Raw genomic sequence first — 18,860 nt, forward strand, 5'->3', positions numbered from 1 at the left:
TTATAAAGTTTGGAAGAATTTGAAATAGGAATTTGAATTGTTTAGAATGTTTAAATTCCTAATTCAAATTCTTTGGTGGGGTTTGTGGAATTTGAAATAGGAATTAGCAATTTTATTTAAGATATTTTAGACAAAGTCCTGAGTAAAACGCTGCAGCATTTACTAAAGTATCATCATCATAAATATATCTTGGATCGTGTAAATAATATTCATTCTTGTTTAGTATGAAAGCATAAGCACCTTTGCATTCTTCAAGCATAAAAGAAAAATCCTCACTACCCATTAAAGGCTCATGATTATCATCACAATTTTGCTCTCCAAACAATTCACATGCTACACCAAAGGCTAATTTTTGTGCCTCATCATCATTTATTGTAGCAGCTCCTATTTGAATAAATTCAAGCTCAATTTTTACTTTAAATAATATCTCGCAAGATTTAGCTATATTTTCTAATTGATTTATGATGATTGCTCTATCTTCACTATTAAAAGTTCTAATATTAGCTAACAATAAAGCCTTATCTTGCAATATATTAAAACTCGTTTCATTTCCACTTAAAGCTGCTCCAAATGTAATTACAGCTGAGTTTTTTGCAGCTATATTTCTTGCTGTTATTAAACTTGCTTGAGTTATAAAATGAGCCATCGCACCCATTACATCACTAGCCTTTTCAGGCGCACTTCCATGCCCACCAATTCCACTAATATTTACCCTAAGCGCATCAGCTCCTGCCATCATAGCTCCACGCTTTAAACAAAATAATTTATTAGTTTTGCTTGGGATATTGTGATAGCCAAATACATAATCACTTGGAAATTTTGTAAATAAGCCATCTTTAAGCATAGCTTTAGCACCGCCCCTGCCTTCTTCTGCAGGCTGAAAAATAAAATTAATTGTCCCATCAAAATCACTTTCGCTTAAATATTTAGCAGCAAGCAACAAGCTAGCAGTATGCCCATCATGCCCACAGGCATGCATTATGCCTTCATTTTTAGAAGCATAACTTACTCCACTAGCTTCATTTATTACAAGTGCATCCATATCAGCTCTTAAGGCTATGCTTTTATTTGAATTTCCTTTTTTGAATACTCCAACAACTCCAGTAACACCTATATTCTCATGCACCTGAGCGCCAAACTCTTTTAATTTATTAGCAACTAATTTCGCTGTTTTAAACTCTTTTAATCCAAGTTCAGGATTTTCGTGTATGCACTTTCTAATCTCTATAAACTCAGGTGCTAATTTTTTAATTCTTTCAATCATCAAAACTCCTTTTTCATTTCTTTAAATTCTTGCGCTAAAAACTTAGCCGTATAGCTTGTATTAGCGTAATTCTTAGCTAATTCAAGTGGATTTCCTTCAGCAACTATCTTACCACCCCTAAAGCCACCTTCTAAGCCCATATCTATAATATAATCAGCATTTTTGATTAAATCTAAATTATGCTCAATTACAAAAACACTATTTCCTAAATCCACTAAATGCTGTAAAACCTTTACAAGCTTTGCAGTATCTGCAAAATGAAGCCCAGTAGTTGGCTCATCTAATAAATAAAGCGTATTTCCTGTATCGCTTTTGCTTAATTCTTTAGATATTTTAATCCTTTGAGCTTCTCCACCACTTAAGGTTGTAGCGTTTTGCCCTAAAGCAATATAATCAAGCCCAACATCCATTAAAGTTTGTAATTTTTGTCTAATTTTAGGTAGCTTTGCAAAAAACTCATAAGCTTCTGCTACACTCATTTCTAAAACATCTGCAATACTTTTATCTTTATATTTAATTTCAAGCGTTTGATGATTATATCTTTTACCACCACAGGCATCACAAGTAATTGTTACATCAGGTAAAAAGTGCATAGAGATTTTAAGCTCACCTTCCCCACTACATTTTTCACATCTACCACCTGCAACGTTAAAACTAAATCTACCTATTTTATAGCCACGAATTTGTGCTTCAGGAACACTAGCAAAAAGGTTTCTAATCTCATCCATTAAACCTGTATAAGTAGCAGGGTTACTTCTAGGAGTTTTTCCGATAGGACTTTGATCTAAGAAAATTACTTTATCTAATTTATCAAGCCCTTTATAAGTAATATCATTAATAGTTATCTTTGCTTTATTTAAATTAGCCCTTGCAATAGGAAGTAATGAATGAAGCATCAATGAGCTTTTCCCACTACCACTAACTCCTGTTACGCAAACTAAATTCCTTAAAGGAAATTTAACACTTAAATCTTTTATATTGTTTTGATTAATCCCACTAAGTTCTAAAAATCCATCATTTTTACGAGCTTTATAAAAATCAATTTCTTTCTTACGAGTTATATATAAAGCTGTTTCGCATTTGCTCTTTAAAAGCTGTTTATAAGTGCCACAAAATACTATTTCTCCACCACCAATGCCAGCTTTTGGACCAATTTCTACTATTACATCAGCACTCTCAATTGTCTTTCTATCATGCTCAACTACTATTAAGGTATTTCCTTTAGCTTGCAAGCTTTTTAAAGTATTTATTAGTTTTGTAGTATCTCTTTCATGAAGCCCAATGCTAGGCTCATCTAATACATATAAAACCCCACTAAGACCACTTCCTATTTGAGAAGCTATTCTAATTCTTTGCGCTTCTCCACCACTAATAGTTCTTGCATCTCTTCCTAAAGTTAAATATCCTAAGCCAACATCATTTAAGAAAAACAATCTTTCATTAATTTCTTTAATAATAGGATAAGAAATTTCATAATCTTGCTTATTTAAATTACTAAAATTTTCTATTTTAAAAAATTCGCAAATATCTTCAATAGGAGTGCTAATAACATCAGCTATACTTTTGCCATTTACTAATACTGCCAAGCTTTGCTCGTTCAATCTAAAGCCTTTACAAGATGGGCAAGTTTTTTCTACTATATAATCATTAAAATCTTTATCATCTTTTAAAATATCATAACTAAGCTTTATAGCACCCTCAAAACTCTTTTTAATATTATGCTTATTCCATAAAAAGCTAAACTCAGTTGCACTTCCATATAAAATAAGCTTTTTTTGGTATTCACTTAATTCTTCATAAGGTTTATTTGTTGGGATTTTTTCTGCTTCGCAAAATGCTAATAATAGTTTTGAATAATAGCTTTTATTAAAGCCCATCATAGTGCGAACTGCACCATCTTCTATACTTCTTTCATAATTTATAATTTTTTCTTGGTCAATACTCATTCTAATGCCTAAGCCATCGCATAAAGAACAAGCTCCTTTTGGGCTATTAAAAGAAAAGCTTAAAGGCTCAAGCTTATTAAATGAGATTTTGCATTTAAAACAAGCATTGTGAAGTGAATAATGAATAGTTTTATTGCTTTCTAATAATTCTAATTCGCACTCACCATAACTTAAACTTAAAGCTTTTTCAACAGCTTGAGCTAAACGGCTTTTATTTTCATCGTTAATTCTTAATCTATCAACTACAAGTTTAATTGTATGTTTTTTAGTCTTTGCTAAATCTATTGGCTCATCTAAGCGTGTTAGCGTGCCATTTATTAAAATATTTATAAACCCTTGATTTTTAAGACTTTCAAGAAGTGGTGCGAATGTGCCTTTTTTCTCCTTTACTAAAGGAGCTAATATCATAGCTTTTTCGCTAAATTTTGACATTTCATTGATTATATCTTCTGTATCCATTTTATTAATTTTTTCACCACATTTATAGCAATGTTGAACTCCGATTTTTGAATACAAAAGTCTTAAATAATCATATATTTCAGTAATTGTTCCAACCGTTGAGCGTGGATTTTTACTAGTTGATTTTTGATCAATTGCAATAGCAGGGGTTAAGCCTTCTATTTTTTCTACATTTGGTTTTCTAAATTTATCTAAAAATTGTCTTGCATAAGCGCTTAAGCTTTCTATATAACGACGTTGTCCTTCTGCATAAAGCGTATCAAAAGCTAAAGTTGATTTACCACTACCACTAAGCCCTGTAAAAACTATTAGTTTATTTTTAGGTAATGTTAAATTAATATTTTTTAAGTTATTTTCACTTGCGTTTATAACTTTTATTTCATCATTCATTTATTACTCCGTGTTGTTTCAAAACTTCTATTATTGATAAGCTTAATACAAATAATAAAAATCCTATGAAAAGTTTTTTTTGTGTTTTATTGCTAATTTTGTGAAATAGCCAATTTCCTACCCAAACACCAGGAAGACTAGAAATTGCAATTATAGCACCGGCTATATAATCAACATGATTTGTAATAGCCATAGAAACAAAAGCAGCACCACCTGCAAAAGCGACAAAAAGCCCACTCATAGAAGCTGCTTTTTTTATATTTAAATTACAAATAGCAACCAAAGCAGGAGTAAGTAAAGCTCCCCCGCCTATTCCTCCACTTGTAGCAATCGCACCTATTATTAAACCTACAAAAAATTGCAATAATTTTGAGTTTTTTTCAGGTTCAGTTGGATTTGCAGGAGTTAAATAAAGCTTAATAATAGCCCAAGTGATTAGAAAACAAATAATATAAGCAATTACTAAATTGCTAACAATTTTCATAATTAATCCAACGCTAAGACCACCGATAAGTCCTCCTAATGCAGGATAAATTGCTGATCTTATTTGCAATGTTCCTTTTTTATAATTTAGATATGAATTATAAAAAGATGAAAATACCATTTGCATAACGCTAATTCCAACAGCAATTTTAGGAGAATATCCAACGAGCGTTGTCATTATAGGCACTACTGCTGTTCCTCCACCTATTGCAAAAAGCCCTGCTGTAAATCCTACCAAAAGCCCATCTAAAACAAAAATTATATAAGTAAATAAGGTGTATTGTTCTATCATAAAAACTCCTAAATCGTTATATTAATTAACTTAGCTTACACTTTTCTTTTTTATAATAATTAAAACTTATTTAAGGAAAGATTAATGCTAGATACAATTGATTATTCAGTTAAACATTTTTTTAAACATATTTTAAGAAGTAGATTAGAAACTACAAATTCACTTGATAATGCAGAATATTATGGTGCTAGTATTTGTTTAGGTGATAATGTTAAGGAACTATCTTGCTATTTAATATTTAAAAAAGAAAGCTTACAAGCACTTGCTTCAAGACTGCTTGGCGATGATGCTAAGATGAGTGAAGATGATTATTGCGATTTATGCAAAGAAGTAGCAAACCAAATAATAGGATATGCTAAAAGACTTTTAGCTGATGCTTATGATGATTATACAATTAGTGTTCCTGAGTATTTAGGAAAAGTAAAAGATTTTAAACTTGGTTTTACTCATGAGTTTTTTTATAAACTTGAAGAAAACACATTTTGCGTTGGAATAATTGAGAAGAAAAAATAATGCAAGAAATACAAGAAGCTCCAGCAAGAACACTTAATGCAACTTATGAAGAATTGCTTGATGTTAGTGTCGATTTTATAAGCGAATTAGGCACTACTCAGCTTAGTGTTAAAGAATTTTTAGAGCTTGGAATAGGCTCTGTAATTGATTTAGAAAAACCTGCTGGAGAAAGCGTGGAACTTTATGTAAATAATAGGATTTTTGGTAAGGGCGAAGTAATGGTATATGAAAGAAATTTAGCAATTCGTATAAATGAAATACTTAGCTCAAAAACCGTTATTCAATATTTTAAAAAAGAGTTGTGATGAAAAAAATAATTTTACTACTAATTAGCCTAAGTGTTTTTGCAAACAATATAATAAACTACAATATCTATAAAAGAGATGATAGAATTGATGTTATGCTTAGCTTTGATTCTCCATATTCAGCTAAAGATGGAGATATTAGGATATTAAGTGGTAGTGATTATGTAGGCGTTGTGTTAAATAATATCAAAATAGCCGAAAGAAATTCACAAGTTTTAAATATGCCTTATGTAGAACAATTATTAATGTATCCAGTAGGCGAAAGCACTGTGCTTGAGTTTAAAACAAAAGAAAAGCTTAGTATTATTCCAGCGCTTACTAAAGATGATGGATTTGGATTAAGAATTAGAGTATTACCTAAGGCTAATAATCAAAATCTAGCAAATAGTGAAATTCAATACGCTGAAGAAAGTAATATTGATAATAAACTATATTCTATGATAGGAGTTTTAGTAGCTGTTTTATTAATGCTTGTATATGTAAAAAAACAACTTTCTAAAAAAATTAAAATTCCTAATTCAAATTCTAAGCAAAAAGTTGCAAATTTTTTAAATATTAACGAAAATCAAGCAGTAGTTGTGTGCGAAAAACAACTTGATAAAGATAATAAATTTATAGTAGTTGATTATGAGAATTCAAGATATAAATTAATAATAGGAAATACTAATATTTGGCTTGATGCACCAAGTCAAAGTGAAGAAAACTTTGAAACATATTTTGAAGAAAACAAACAAAAATTACAAAATATGATAAAGCAAAACGCTCTAAATTCATACAAAGAAAAAATAAGTAAAATATAAGGAGAATTAATGAGAAGAAATAGAAAAACTAAAATAACCTTATTTTTTTCTATAATTTTAATAGTTTTTATAGCTGCTTTTGTGGCATTTTCTAGCACATTTGAAAGAGTTGCACCTACTATAAGTATAGAAAACAATAATAACGATACTATGTATTGGAATGGAAGAGATAAAATCATCTTAAAAGCAGAAGATAATCTCGGACTTAAAAATATAAAAATTGAATACTCAAAAGATAATGATGAAACTAAAAATATATTAATAAATAAAACAATAAATGCAAAAGATTTTACAGCAGAATTAGATTTACCAAAACCAAAATTTAACGAAAAGCTTGATAGATATACACTTTATATAAAAGCAAATGATAAAAGTTTATGGAACTGGTTTGGCGGAAATACAAGCGAACAAACAATAAATGTAATAGTAGATAACAAAAAACCTCAAGTAAGTGTAATAGCAAACTCATACAATATCACTCAAGGCGGTGCAGCTAGCGTGGTATTTTACGCACAAGATGATAATTTAACTGATTTATATATTGAAGTTAATAATCGTATATTTCAAGTAGCACCTTTTGTAAAAGATGATTATTATATCGCTTTAATAGCTTGGGATTTAAGAGATGGAAATGATTTTGAAGCTAGAATTGTAGCAAAAGATAAAGCCAATAATATTATTAAAGAAAGAATACCTTATTATTATTCTAATAAAAAATATAGAGTTTCAAATATTGAAGTAGGAGATAATTTTATAGATGGCAAGATTAAAGATTTATATGAAGCTAATTCTGATAATTCTTTAAATGATAGAGCTTTAATATTTGATTTTGTAAATGCAAAATTAAGAAGTGAAAATGAAAAAATCATTCATAAAATTACGAAAGTAGTAAGCAATGAATTAGTAAATGATTTTAAACTAAATGCCTTTTTACCGCTTAAAAATGGAATGAAAGTTGCAGATTTTGGAGATCATAGATTTTATAAATACAACGGAAATCAAATAAGCGAAAGCTATCATATGGGGCTAGATTTAGCAAGTACAAAAATGGCTCCTATAACATTAAGCAATGATGGTAAAATAGTATTTGCTCAAGATAATGGCATATATGGATTAAACCTAATAATAGATCATGGATTAGGACTTTATACTCTTTATGGACATTGCACTAAAAAAAATGTAGAATTGGGCGATATAGTAAATGCTAAAACTACAATTGCAAATACAGGCACAAGTGGTTTAGCATTAGGTGATCATCTTCATTTTGGGGTATTAGTTCAAGGTGTTGAAGTAAGACCTGAAGAGTGGATGGATTCAAAATGGCTAAATGATAATGTTTTTGGCATTATCAAAAAAGCTAAAGAAATTATAAACAAAAAATAAGGAAACGAAATGTTACAAACTACAATAGCAAAAGAAGTAACAAATATAGGCATAGGACTTCATAAAGGTAGTGCTATAAAAATTACCTTTAGCCCACTTGATGCAAATAGCGGTGTAGTATTTCATAGAACTGATATTAATAAATATTATGAAGCAAATTATAAAAATGTAATAAATACAAAAATGGCTACCGTTATAGGGGATAACGATGGCTATATATCTACGATTGAGCATTTAATGAGTGCTGTTAGTTCTTATGGTATTGATAATTTATTAATTAGTATAGATGCAAACGAAGCACCTGTTTTAGATGGCTCTGCGGCAGGTTTTTGTGCTATGTTAGATAATGCAGGTATTAAACAGCTTGATGCTAAAAAACAAATAATAGTAGTTAAAAAAGAAGTTAAAGTTCAAGCTGAAGATAAATTCGCAAGTCTTAGTCCAACAACTGCTCCAAGTTATGAATTTAGCATAGATTTTAAACACCCAGCTATTCAAAAACAAAACTATACCTACATAGTAAATAAACAAAATTTCATAAACGAAATTGCAAGTGCTAGAACTTTTGGATTTTTAAAAGATGTAGAGTATTTAAAATCAATCGGTTTAGCTTTAGGTGGTAGTTTAGAAAATGCTATTGTTTTAGATGATAATGGCATATTAAATCCTGAAGGCTTAAGATTTAGCAATGAATTTGTTCGCCATAAAATACTTGATGCTATTGGGGATTTATATATGCTAGGTAAGGCAACTTTTGCAAACTATAAAGCTCACGCAAGTAGTCATGATTTAAACCATAAGCTAACTTTAGAATTATTAAATAATCCTAATGCTTATGAAATTGCTACATTAGATAGCGACACAAATAAAGATTTATTAAAGGCATTCACATTAAACTTTTAATTGTGCCTATGGCAGGACTTATCGGAATATACGATAAAAACAATTCTTTAATCAAAGAAATAAAATTAGAGAATAAAACAAGTGAGTCCTTGCCTACTCTTATGCAAGAATTATTAAATACTTATAGTTTTAGTGAATTAGCTTATGCTAATGGACCTGGCTCATATATGGCTTTAAAAATAGTTTATGTTTTTTTAAGCACAATTGCACTTGTTAAAAACATTCCTTTAAAGGCTGTTAGTGGATTTACTTTTAGTAAAAACAATCTAATTAAAGCTAATAATAATTTATTCTTTACACAAGAAGATGGCAAAATAAAATTAATCAAAAATGATAATTATAAAGATGAGTTTTTTATACCACAAGAGTATAAATTTGATTTTTGTGAAAGTAATTTGCCTAATTATTTTCTACCTGCTATTTAGGATTAACAATGAAAAATGAAATTATTTTAAAAACACCAGCAACAAGCGCTAATTTAGGTGCTGGATTTGATTGTTTGGGTTTGGCTTTAGATTTTTATAATAAAACTTTAATTAAAAGAAGCAATATCTTTAAAGTTTCTATAAAAGGCGAAGGAGAAGATAATCCTTATCTTAAAAAACACAATCTATTTATAAATATTTTTAATGAAACTTATCAAAAACTAACCGGCAAAAAAGATACTTTTAGTTTTTCATTCATAAACAATATTCCTTTAAGTCGTGGTTTAGGAAGTTCTAGCTCGGTAATAATTGGAGCAATTACAAGTGCATACTATCTAGCAGGACTTAGCATAAATAAAGATAATATATTAAATAATGCTTTAGTGTATGAAAATCATCCTGATAATATTAGCCCTGCTGCTTTGGGTGGATTTGTGTGTTCTTTGGTTGAAGATAATGTCGTTAAATATATTAAAACCGATATTTTAGATGATGTAAAAGCAGTTGTTTGTATTCCAAATAAACCAATTTCTACGAATGTTAGTAGAAGTGCATTGCCTAAGCATTTAAGCCTTGCAGATACTAGCTTTAATATAAGCAGAAGCTCACTAACTACAGCAGCATTTATGAGTAAAAATTATGAAATGCTAAAATACTCAAGCTATGATAAATTACACGAAAATCGCAGAATGAAGGCAATCCATGAGCTTTTTAAAATCCGTGAAATCGCTCGTAAAAATGGAGCTTTGATGAGTAATTTAAGTGGTTCGGGTTCTACATTTTTTAATCTTTGCTATAAAGATGATGCTAGTAAATTAAAAAATATATTAGAAAATGAATTTTCTTCTATGAAAATCTTAGAACTAAACTTTAATAATACAGGTGTAATTTATGAATAAAGCAAATTCCTAATTCAAATTCTTTGAAATTTTTATGGAATTTGAAATAGGAATTAAGATTTTAATTCTTTAAATAAAAGCAAAGAATTAAACACAACAATAAGCGATGAAATACTCATAAGCATGGCACATAGAGCTGGATTTAAATGCAGATTAATCTCGCTAAAAATCCCACAAGCTAGAGCAATCCCAAAAAAATTATAAAAAAACGATATGAATAAATTTTGTTTAATTTTTGAATACGATTTATCAAATATCTCAAAAAGTTTTTTGATTTTGATTAAATCATTTTCTAAAAGCAAGGCATCGGCTTTATTTTTAGCAATCGCATTTGCCTTGCTAAATGATATTCCAAAATTAGCCTTTCTAAGTGCTTTTATATCATTTGCACCATCACCTACAAAAACCGAGCTTACACCTAATTGTGAGATTATTTCAGCTTTTTGCACAGGACTTACTCTATAATAGTATTCATCTATATTAAGCTTTTTAGCTAAATCCTCTACCTTGTTTTTGCTATCTCCACTAATTATTATTATTCTTTTTCCTAGTGATTTTAAAAACTCTATTAATTCTTTTGCGTTTTTATTTAGCTCATTTTCTAAAGTGATTTTGCCTATAAAGCCATCATTTTTATAACACATCAAATCATTTTCAAGGGGTTCTATCCTTACTTTTACACTCTCATCTTCATAATGCAATACATTATCTTGCAAATAACTTTTGCCATTTAATGCCAAAAAATCATTAAAATTATTTGTGATACTTTTTGCAATCGGGTGATTTTGCAAGTTTTCTATACTTGCAATTAGTCTAAAATCATCATAACTTAAATCATGTTTTATTGCTTGAATGTCGCTTGTAAGAGTGCCTGTTTTATCAAATATAAAGCATTCTATGTCTTTTATAGAGCTTATTAATTCTGGATTTTTTAAAATTATCTTTTCTTTAAAGCATAAATTAATACAAATTGCTATTACCATTGGAATTGCAAGTCCTAAAGCACAAGGACATGAAATTAATAGCACACTACTAACATAAAAAAACACCTTAGATGAATCTATAAAATACCATGCAATTCCTGTAATACTAGCAATAATACAAATGATTAATACAAAATATCTGCTAATTTTATCAACCATTTTAAAGGCTTTTAGCTCTTTATTACTAGCTTTCATTGCTTCATCTTTTAATTTTTCAAGTGAGCTTTCATAATACTCGCAACTTGCTCTCATCCTTAAAACTTCGCCATCATTAATGCTTCCAGCGTATATGAAATCTCCTGCTTTTTTAACTAAACTTACACTTTCTCCACTTATAACGCTTTCATTTATTAAAGCATCGTTTAAGCAAATCCCATCTACTAATATTTCTTCGCCATTTTTTATGATTAATTCATCATTTATGCTTATTTCATTAGCTTTTAAAATCTTGCTACTTGCTAAAGTAATGTTTGGAATTTCGTTTGGAGCAATTAATGAATTGGCTTTTGCTTTTGCCTTGTTTTCAATAAATTTGCCAAGTCTAATCACAAAGCAAACAAAAGTGCTCTCAAAAAAGAAATGATGATGAATGCTAAAAAATGAATAAAAATAATTTATGCTAATTCCAAGCACTACTAATAAATCCATTCCATAACTTTTATGAAATATCACTCTTTTATAAAAATCATAAGAAAGTAATATGGCAAAACTTGCAATCAAACAAGAGGCAAAAAAACCAAAATCAATAAAAGTTAAAACGCTAAAAATAGCTAAAAATACTAATCTAGTGCCTTCATAGGTGTTTTTGGCTTTGATTTTATCAAGGCTAACTTCAAAGCCTAATTTTTTGATAGCAAAAATTAATTTCTCGCTATCAAAATCATCATTTACACTAAATTCGCCAAATTTATTTATGAAATCAACATTCGCTGTCAAAGCGCCTTGTTTTAAAGCAGCTTGTTTTATAGAATTCGCACAATTTACGCAATGCATTCCGTTTATAAAAAGTTTTATATTTTTCAAATTATCTCCTAAAAAATATAAGTTTCTCCATCTTCTGGAATTAAAACTCTATTGTTTAAATTATTTTTATTTACAAAATCTCTTAAATCATTTCTAGTTAAAACACAATGATTTATTGCTTCTAAATGAACGGCTATTATTTTGCTTGTTGATATTTTTGCAATATTTTCAATATCGTTTTCATTCATAATAATACTATCATCAAATCCTAAAACCTTAGCATTTCCTGCATTTACTATGACAATATCATGATTTTGTTTTAAAGTTTTTACAACATCAGCTGTTAAAACACTATCTCCTATCAAATACACACTTTTACAATCTTTTGCACTAAAAACAATTCCCATAGTATCGCCTAAAAGTCTTGCTAATTCATCATTTTTATATATTTCTTCACTTCCGTGCTTTGCTTTTGTTTTTCTTAATTTTACCCCTTGAAACTCTAAATTATCATTTAAAATCTCAATATCATTAAAGCCGTATTGTTTTATAAACTCATAATCTTGTTGATTTTGAACTATCATTTTTAGATTTTTATTCATTTTCAAACATGCAAATTCATCAATATGATCTAAATGATTATGAGTAATTATTAAAGCATTAACATTACTTAAAACTTCTTCAAGACTAAAAGGCAAATCCACTAAAGGATTTTTCAAATGCGAATTATAAGTATTTGCAAATCCTTCATAAGAGCCTTTTGGTGCTAACATAGGGTCTATTAAAAAACAGGTATTATTGATTGTAATTTTCACACATGCACTTCTAATTAATTGAACTTTTGTATTCATAATTTCTCCTTAGATAAAATTAAAAATACATATTAATTTTTTTGAAAATAATTGTCAATTACTTACTTTTTTGTAAGTATTGCAAAGCTTCTTCGCTTAATAAGTGATAGGTATTATTTTCTTGCATTATTTGAGTTCCGATTTGCTGAAAAATCATAATAGCGTTTAACATTTCTTTTCCTCTATTAGTAAGAAAATATTCTACCTTTAAAGGATAACCATCATAATTTATTTTATCTATTAAACCATCTTCTTTTAGCTCTTTTAGGTGTTGAAGGAGCATTTTTTGGCTAATTCCAATTATTTCTTTTTGTAATTTTGACAAAGATGCATTACCTAAACTTAATTGAAAAATAATTATGCTTTTCCACTTTCCACTTATAGTTTTTGCTGCAACTTGCAAAGGACAAGTGATTGTTTTCATAATAACTCCTTTAATAAATATTACATAATTAAAAACATTAATTCAATACAAACAAAAAAGTAAGTAATTTACATTATTTATAATATGTATTAAAATTATTAAAACTAAAGGAGCTAAAATGAATACTTTAATTCACGAGCCTATCAAAAAGCATTGCGAACATTCACACGATCATTCTCACAAACACTCGCATAATCACTCTCATAATATAGATTTTTCAAAAAATAAAAAAGCTTTATTACTTAGTTTTATAGTAACTTTTGTAATTATGATAGTTGAAGTAATTTATGGATATTTAACTAATTCTTTAGCCTTAATCAGCGATGCGTTGCATATGATAACACACGCATTTGCATTAATAATTAGCTATTTTGCAATAATTTTAGCTAAGAAAAAAGATGATTTTAAAACTTACGGATATTATAGAGCTGAGATAATCGCCGCTTTTATTAATGCTATTTTAATAGCTATTTTTACACTTTTTATAATTTATGAAGCAATAGAAAAACTATTAAATCCAAGCGAAATTGATATTTCTACAATGCTTATTGTAGCTAGTTTTGGAACATTAGCAAATATTATTAGTGCTTTACTATTAATGAAAGCAGATACAGATAATTTAAATATTAAATCAAGCATAATTCATATGCTAAGCGATTTGCTTAGCTCGGTTGCAATTATTGTAGGTGGAATTATCATTTATTATACTAATTTTTATTTTATTGATACGATTTTGGCTTTAATGATTGCTTTAGTTATTGCTAAATGGTCTTTTAATCTTTTTAAGCAAAGTTTGGATATTTTACTTGAAGGCTCTTTTATTGAAATAAATAAAATAAAAGAATTTATCTTAAGCAAACACTCTAGTATAAAAGATATTCATGATATTCATATTCACTCAATCTCGCAAGATTATCACATACTAACAGCTCATATTATGATTGATGATTTAAATAATTTTCAAGATATTATAAAAGTTCTTTCACATTCGCTAAAGCATGAGTTTAATATTCATCACATTACAATTCAACCTATTTTAAATTCTTAGAATTTAAAATAGGAATTTAGCAATCTTAATAATCTTTTCTAGTAAATACAAAACCTTGCATTAAGCATCTTGCAGTTCTAATCACGCTTACGCTTTCATCATCAATAAAGCCTGTAATTGTGCCACTTGGATGAGCTATTACTAATTCATTAGAAAAATTACTTAAATGCTCGTTAATTAACGTTCCTTTTGTCTTTGCAGCCATTGAAATACACACAGTTCCTGTAACTGCAATTGATGGGTGTGGGCGTTGCATACTCATCATTCTAACGCATACATTAACACTATCTTTACTAATCTTAGCGCCATTGCTAGCTTCATAATCTTGCACGAAATCTACTAAACAAGCTTTAGGAACTGAAGGGTTTTTCGCTGTTGCTTCTTCTTTTTTTGCTAAGCCTATTAGCTCACTTGCTATACTTCTTACTTCTTCAATTTTATCAAGCTCATTTTGTGGAATTTCTCCGTATAAATCGCCACTTAATAAATCTTTAGCCTTCATAAATACAAGAGCAGCACCTGCATCAACTATGCTAATCTCAATATTGCCAAAACTTGTATTTACTACTTGCTTAGCTTCTTTGGTTGGCAATAAGCCTTTATTCATAGAGCCTTCAGGATTAATAAAGCCTAATTTAATCTCACTAGCACTATTAGGAACTCCTGCTATTTTTGTATCGCCGTCTGGATTAAAACTCTTTAAATCATCGCTTAGTTTAAATCTAGCTTTTAAATACTTATTTGTATTAGTATTTAGTATCCTAACGCAAATAATATTATTTTCTAAATCGCATTCATCTTTAATAATTATTTTTTCATACATTTTAGGATTATTTAAATCAATTAAACCCAAATCATAAGCAAAAGCACCAACACAAGAACTAATATTTCCACAATTACTATTAAAATCAACCACTTCTTTATCAATACTAACTTGAGCAAAAGTATAGGTTAATTCATCGTTTTTAATATCAACAATAGCCACCTTTGAAGTTACCGAAGCAGCACCACCAAGCCCATCAATTTGCTTTGTAGCAGTTCCCATTACATCAGGCAAAAACTCGCTCCATTTTTCTCTTGCTGGCATATCTTTTTCATAAAAACAAACAGCCTTAGAAGTCCCACCTCTATAAATACTACATTTAAACTTTCTCATTAAATCTCCTTTATATAAATAAATCCGTCCATTATTCTTCTTGCACTTCTTTTAAGTCCAACACCTATTATTTTACCATTTTTTATTTCAACACTAACGCTTACAACGCCTAAAAAGTGTTTAATTCTTACATCTTGAATGCCGTTTTCTATCATTTTTAATTCGCTTAACTCATTTGCTAAAGTTCCAACTTCTAGTGCTGCAACAGCTAAATTATAAAGCCCACTAGCAGGTGAGCTTTTGTGAAGATTTCTAAGGCTTAAAACCCTAATTCCTATATCAAATTCTTCTTTGTTATCGCTTTTAAAAATAGCAGCTATTTTTGGAATTGCTTGATTTTCACTTAACTTGCTTTCATCTTCTGCAAAGCCTAATTTTATAGTGTAAAAATCTCTTAAATTATTTAATTTTTCTAAACTTAAATCCCTACTAAATTCATCATAATTTTTAGAAAAATCCAAATCAAAATCAAGTCCATTTACATATAAAAATGGATTTATTAAATCAAGTAATGTCGCTCTAATACCATTAAAATCACTAATTTTACCTAGTGGATATTTTTCTCCTGTTTGCTCACCACCTGCATCTTTTATAAACACATTAGCAAGCGAGCAAGTGCCACTTACTCCTTGCATTATTTCATCACCTATTTCAGCAAACTCGCCATTTTTTAGCTTTGTGCGAACTTCAATGATTTTTTTAATATTTGTATTAAAAATCCTAATACAAACATTACTAGCCCTACTATCAAAACTAAATAATTTTTCATTAATTGCATATGCTGCAACAGCTGCAATTAAATTACCGCAAGTGCCTTTGTTATCAACAATATCCTTCATCACGCCGACTTGATAAAATTCCCATTCAATATCATAATTTTTATTATTAGTTTGTTTAATTACACAAACTTTATTAGTAGATGATATCGAACCACCTAATCCATCAACTGCGTTTTGATTTACACAATCTATTGCACCTTTAAAGATATTTGCCCATAATTGCTTATCTTTAGGCAAATCGGCTTCATTAAACATAAGCCCTCTGCTAGTGCCACCCCTATAAACACTGCATTTAAGTTTCATCTTTTATCCTTTATATTTATTTTCTATTTCCATCCATTTATCAAACTCGCAAATTCTATTGCGTTCTTTCATAGATATCATTAAATGCTCTGCATTTGCTGTTGTGCCAGTAGTTTTTAAATGATTTAATAAATCATTCATACCCTTAACTGCTGCTTTTAGCGTTGCATTTGCATAAAGAACTATATTAAAGCCCATTTTTTCTAATTCATCATTTGTTAATATCGGAGTTTTTCCACCTTCTACCATATTTGCTACATGATAGCCTTTTACTAATTTTGGCAATTGCGCCATTTGCTCAACACTAGTAGGCGCTTCAATAAACAATATATCAGCCCCGCTTTCTAAATAAGCATTAGCTCTAGCAATTGCATCATCAAAGCCATTTACAGCAATAGCGTCAGTTCTTGCGATTATTAAAGTATCATATTCTAAAGCGTCTTTACAAGCTTTGATTTTAGAACACATTTCTTCTTGACTTATAATCTTTTTACCTTCAAAATGTCCGCATCTTTTAGGAAGTTGTTGGTCTTCTAGCTGAAGTGCTGCTATTTTGTTTTTAGAAAATTCTTTTGCAGTTCTATAAACATTTAAAGCATTTCCGTAACCATTATCTATATCTGCAATTACAGGAAGATTTGTTGCATCGTTTATTCTTTTTGTATTTTCTAGCATTTCATTCATGCTAACTAAACCTATATCAGGATAGCCAAACTGCATATTTGCCATACCTGCACCCGTTGCATACACTACATCAAAACCTGCTAGCTCAATAAGTCTTGCATATAAAGCATTTGCAGCTCCGGGTGCTACTAATAATTTGTTTGATTTTAAAGCTTCTCTTAATATTTTTGCTTTCATGAAACACTCCTTTTTGTTATAAAGTGTTTCATATTAACATAAAATAATAAAACTTTATTTTTTAAATAGCTTTTAAATATTAAAAGCTATCTTTTTTACTAAAAATTTCAATTATGTAAGAAATAACAAACATAATAATAACAGGAACAATCCAGCCAAGCATTGATGAATAAAATGGCAAGATATTTAAAAACTTATCAATTCCTAAATAAGTTAAAATCTTAACTTCATTAATACTTAAACTTGAACTATCAATTGCATTTAATATACCTATAAATGCTGCAGTATAAACGCTAAATCTATAAATAATCTTGCTCTCATTTATTAAATTATTTATTAAAGATAAGATTATTAAAACGATAGCAATAGGATAAATAGCAATTAATATAGGAATACTAACTTTTAAAATCTGAGTTAAACCTTGAATTGATAATAAAAAGCTAGCAACAACCCAAACAATAACCCAAGTTTTATAAGAAATCTTAGTAACACTACTAAAATAACTAGCACTTGAGCCAATTAACCCTATCGTAGTTGTAAGACAAGCAAGTAAAGCTGTAATTCCTAAAATAAATCTTCCAAAACTTCCAAATAAATCATTGCTAATTAAAGATAATAAAACAGCTCCATTACTAGCGTCTTTAAAGGTATTGCCATAAACATATCCTAAATATCCTAAAGCAAAATAAACTATTATTAAAATAACTCCTGAAAATAAACCTGCTTTTATAGTAAGCAATGATAATTGATGTTTGTTTTTTACTCCTAAAGATTTTAAAGCACCAACAACGCTAATTCCAAAAACTAAAGCTGCAAGAGCGTCCATAGTCTGATAACCTTCAACAAAAGCCGAAGCAACAGGATGATTAATATAATTTGCATTAGGTTCTGCAATATTAACTTCTGCTAACACAAAAGCTGATATGAAAAATACTGCTATTAAAATGAGTAAAGCAGGTGTTAAATACTTTCCTAAAGTATCTAAAATAGTGCTTGGATTTAAACATATATAATAATTAAGTGCAAAATAAATAAAACTATAAAAAGCTAAAAAATATATATTATTTTCACTAGGAATAAATGGTAAAATCATTATTTCATAAGGCATTGTGCTAGCCCTTGGAATTGCTACTAAAGGACCTATTGTAATATAAATAGCAGCTACAAAAATTATAGCAAACGATACATTCACCCTACTAGCTAATTCTTTTAGCGTTCCTGCCTTAGCAACTGCTGCAACACCTAAAACAGGTAAAGCAACTCCGGTTACACAAAAAAATAAAATTGCTAAATAAAAATTACTACCTGAATCAACTCCTAATTTTGGTGGTAAAATGAAGTTTCCTGCACCAAAAAACATAGCAAATAGCATTAATGCTACAACATAAAATTCTTTTTTTCCTATTTTTGTCATAATTCTCCTTGGATTT

The 18,860-nt window shown here is 29.0% G+C and carries 18 protein-coding genes; 8 read left to right on the forward strand and 10 right to left on the reverse strand.

Going from position 1 to position 18,860, the window contains the following annotated elements; all coding sequences use genetic code 11:
- Window positions 1-112 precede the first annotated feature (112 nt).
- From AC1B00_RS07725 to AC1B00_RS07735, 3 genes are read right to left on the reverse strand one after another with little or no spacing between them, the layout of a single operon-like run.
- Window positions 113-1,264, reverse strand: coding sequence for an amidohydrolase (locus AC1B00_RS07725; protein WP_488849128.1), 1,152 nt, complete (start codon window positions 1,262-1,264; stop codon window positions 113-115).
- Entirely contained in the window at window positions 1,264-4,059 is a 2,796-nt protein-coding gene (gene uvrA, locus AC1B00_RS07730; RefSeq protein ID WP_488849129.1) for an excinuclease ABC subunit UvrA, read from the reverse strand. The genes AC1B00_RS07725 and uvrA overlap by 1 nt, the downstream gene beginning before the upstream one ends.
- Window positions 4,052-4,834, reverse strand: a complete 783-nt coding sequence (locus AC1B00_RS07735; RefSeq protein ID WP_488849130.1) for a sulfite exporter TauE/SafE family protein — start codon at window positions 4,832-4,834, stop codon at window positions 4,052-4,054. The genes uvrA and AC1B00_RS07735 overlap by 8 nt, the downstream gene beginning before the upstream one ends.
- A gap of 84 nt (window positions 4,835-4,918) precedes the next feature.
- Between AC1B00_RS07735 and AC1B00_RS07740 the strand changes: the two genes are divergently transcribed.
- From AC1B00_RS07740 to thrB, 7 genes are read left to right on the forward strand one after another with little or no spacing between them, the layout of a single operon-like run.
- On the forward strand, window positions 4,919-5,347 hold the full coding sequence (locus AC1B00_RS07740; protein ID WP_336611927.1) for a chemotaxis protein CheX: 429 nt from the start codon (window positions 4,919-4,921) through the stop codon (window positions 5,345-5,347).
- Window positions 5,347-5,652, forward strand: a complete 306-nt coding sequence (gene fliN / locus AC1B00_RS07745; protein ID WP_239817146.1) for a flagellar motor switch protein FliN — start codon at window positions 5,347-5,349, stop codon at window positions 5,650-5,652. Before AC1B00_RS07740 ends, fliN begins: the two co-directional genes overlap by 1 nt.
- Entirely contained in the window at window positions 5,652-6,452 is an 801-nt protein-coding gene (locus AC1B00_RS07750; protein WP_239817147.1) for a hypothetical protein, read from the forward strand. Before fliN ends, AC1B00_RS07750 begins: the two co-directional genes overlap by 1 nt.
- A gap of 9 nt (window positions 6,453-6,461) precedes the next feature.
- Entirely contained in the window at window positions 6,462-7,835 is a 1,374-nt protein-coding gene (locus AC1B00_RS07755; protein ID WP_488849132.1) for a M23 family metallopeptidase, read from the forward strand.
- Between the two features lie 9 nt (window positions 7,836-7,844).
- Complete coding sequence (gene lpxC / locus AC1B00_RS07760) at window positions 7,845-8,738, forward strand: UDP-3-O-acyl-N-acetylglucosamine deacetylase (RefSeq protein ID WP_488849133.1); 894 nt, start codon at window positions 7,845-7,847, stop codon at window positions 8,736-8,738.
- Window positions 8,739-8,746: 8 nt separating this feature from the next.
- The gene (locus AC1B00_RS07765) at window positions 8,747-9,163 is read left to right on the forward strand and encodes a tRNA threonylcarbamoyladenosine biosynthesis protein TsaB (protein WP_488849134.1); all 417 of its coding nucleotides are present in this window, start codon (window positions 8,747-8,749) and stop codon (window positions 9,161-9,163) included.
- 20 nt (window positions 9,164-9,183) lie between these two features.
- The gene (gene thrB / locus AC1B00_RS07770; RefSeq protein WP_488849170.1) at window positions 9,184-10,062 is read left to right on the forward strand and encodes a homoserine kinase; all 879 of its coding nucleotides are present in this window, start codon (window positions 9,184-9,186) and stop codon (window positions 10,060-10,062) included.
- A 53-nt stretch (window positions 10,063-10,115) separates the two neighbouring features.
- Here thrB and AC1B00_RS07775 read toward each other — a convergent pair whose 3' ends face one another.
- Genes AC1B00_RS07775 through AC1B00_RS07785 form a run of 3 tightly spaced genes read right to left on the reverse strand, consistent with a single transcriptional unit; the run spans window position 10,116 to window position 13,283 of the window.
- Complete coding sequence (locus tag AC1B00_RS07775; RefSeq protein ID WP_488849135.1) at window positions 10,116-12,068, reverse strand: heavy metal translocating P-type ATPase; 1,953 nt, start codon at window positions 12,066-12,068, stop codon at window positions 10,116-10,118.
- 8 nt (window positions 12,069-12,076) lie between these two features.
- Window positions 12,077-12,859, reverse strand: coding sequence for an MBL fold metallo-hydrolase (locus AC1B00_RS07780; protein ID WP_488849137.1), 783 nt, complete (start codon window positions 12,857-12,859; stop codon window positions 12,077-12,079).
- 58 nt (window positions 12,860-12,917) lie between these two features.
- A complete protein-coding gene (locus tag AC1B00_RS07785; protein ID WP_488849139.1) occupies window positions 12,918-13,283 on the reverse strand; it encodes a winged helix-turn-helix transcriptional regulator in 366 nt (121 codons plus the stop codon).
- Window positions 13,284-13,401: 118 nt separating this feature from the next.
- Here AC1B00_RS07785 and AC1B00_RS07790 point away from each other — a divergent pair, with 118 nt between their 5' ends.
- Entirely contained in the window at window positions 13,402-14,331 is a 930-nt protein-coding gene (locus AC1B00_RS07790; RefSeq protein ID WP_488849141.1) for a cation diffusion facilitator family transporter, read from the forward strand.
- Window positions 14,332-14,356: 25 nt separating this feature from the next.
- On the opposite strand, the gene AC1B00_RS07795 is transcribed toward AC1B00_RS07790, so the two are convergent.
- The 4 genes from AC1B00_RS07795 to brnQ form a co-directional block, all read right to left on the reverse strand.
- Window positions 14,357-15,487, reverse strand: a complete 1,131-nt coding sequence (locus AC1B00_RS07795; RefSeq protein WP_488849143.1) for a PrpF domain-containing protein — start codon at window positions 15,485-15,487, stop codon at window positions 14,357-14,359.
- Window positions 15,487-16,569: a PrpF domain-containing protein gene (locus AC1B00_RS07800; RefSeq protein WP_488849145.1), complete on the reverse strand. Its 1,083-nt coding sequence runs from the start codon at window positions 16,567-16,569 to the stop codon at window positions 15,487-15,489. The genes AC1B00_RS07795 and AC1B00_RS07800 overlap by 1 nt, the downstream gene beginning before the upstream one ends.
- Before the next feature lie 3 nt (window positions 16,570-16,572).
- On the reverse strand, window positions 16,573-17,430 hold the full coding sequence (locus AC1B00_RS07805; RefSeq protein ID WP_488849147.1) for an isocitrate lyase/PEP mutase family protein: 858 nt from the start codon (window positions 17,428-17,430) through the stop codon (window positions 16,573-16,575).
- A 79-nt stretch (window positions 17,431-17,509) separates the two neighbouring features.
- Window positions 17,510-18,844: a branched-chain amino acid transport system II carrier protein gene (gene brnQ, locus AC1B00_RS07810; RefSeq protein WP_488849149.1), complete on the reverse strand. Its 1,335-nt coding sequence runs from the start codon at window positions 18,842-18,844 to the stop codon at window positions 17,510-17,512.
- Window positions 18,845-18,860: the final 16 nt, after the last annotated feature.

The sequence above is a fragment of the Campylobacter sp. DY7 genome, from assembly GCF_057802535.1.

Excerpts from the sequence above, each read along its gene's own strand:
- AC1B00_RS07805 (WP_488849147.1), bottom strand. The coding sequence starts at position 17,430 with ATGAAAGCAAAAATATTAAGAGAAGCTTTAAAATCAAACAAATTATTA.
- AC1B00_RS07750 (WP_239817147.1), top strand. The coding sequence starts at position 5,652 with ATGAAAAAAATAATTTTACTACTAATTAGCCTAAGTGTTTTTGCAAAC.
- AC1B00_RS07800 (WP_488849145.1), bottom strand. The coding sequence starts at position 16,569 with ATGAAACTTAAATGCAGTGTTTATAGGGGTGGCACTAGCAGAGGGCTT.
- fliN (WP_239817146.1), top strand. The coding sequence starts at position 5,347 with ATGCAAGAAATACAAGAAGCTCCAGCAAGAACACTTAATGCAACTTAT.
- AC1B00_RS07755 (WP_488849132.1), top strand. The coding sequence starts at position 6,462 with ATGAGAAGAAATAGAAAAACTAAAATAACCTTATTTTTTTCTATAATT.
- AC1B00_RS07725 (WP_488849128.1), bottom strand. The coding sequence starts at position 1,264 with ATGATTGAAAGAATTAAAAAATTAGCACCTGAGTTTATAGAGATTAGA.
- AC1B00_RS07740 (WP_336611927.1), top strand. The coding sequence starts at position 4,919 with ATGCTAGATACAATTGATTATTCAGTTAAACATTTTTTTAAACATATT.
- lpxC (WP_488849133.1), top strand. The coding sequence starts at position 7,845 with ATGTTACAAACTACAATAGCAAAAGAAGTAACAAATATAGGCATAGGA.
- uvrA (WP_488849129.1), bottom strand. The coding sequence starts at position 4,059 with ATGAATGATGAAATAAAAGTTATAAACGCAAGTGAAAATAACTTAAAA.
- AC1B00_RS07780 (WP_488849137.1), bottom strand. The coding sequence starts at position 12,859 with ATGAATACAAAAGTTCAATTAATTAGAAGTGCATGTGTGAAAATTACA.
- AC1B00_RS07735 (WP_488849130.1), bottom strand. The coding sequence starts at position 4,834 with ATGATAGAACAATACACCTTATTTACTTATATAATTTTTGTTTTAGAT.
- AC1B00_RS07795 (WP_488849143.1), bottom strand. The coding sequence starts at position 15,487 with ATGAGAAAGTTTAAATGTAGTATTTATAGAGGTGGGACTTCTAAGGCT.
- AC1B00_RS07785 (WP_488849139.1), bottom strand. The coding sequence starts at position 13,283 with ATGAAAACAATCACTTGTCCTTTGCAAGTTGCAGCAAAAACTATAAGT.
- AC1B00_RS07790 (WP_488849141.1), top strand. The coding sequence starts at position 13,402 with ATGAATACTTTAATTCACGAGCCTATCAAAAAGCATTGCGAACATTCA.
- brnQ (WP_488849149.1), bottom strand. The coding sequence starts at position 18,844 with ATGACAAAAATAGGAAAAAAAGAATTTTATGTTGTAGCATTAATGCTA.
- AC1B00_RS07765 (WP_488849134.1), top strand. The coding sequence starts at position 8,747 with ATGGCAGGACTTATCGGAATATACGATAAAAACAATTCTTTAATCAAA.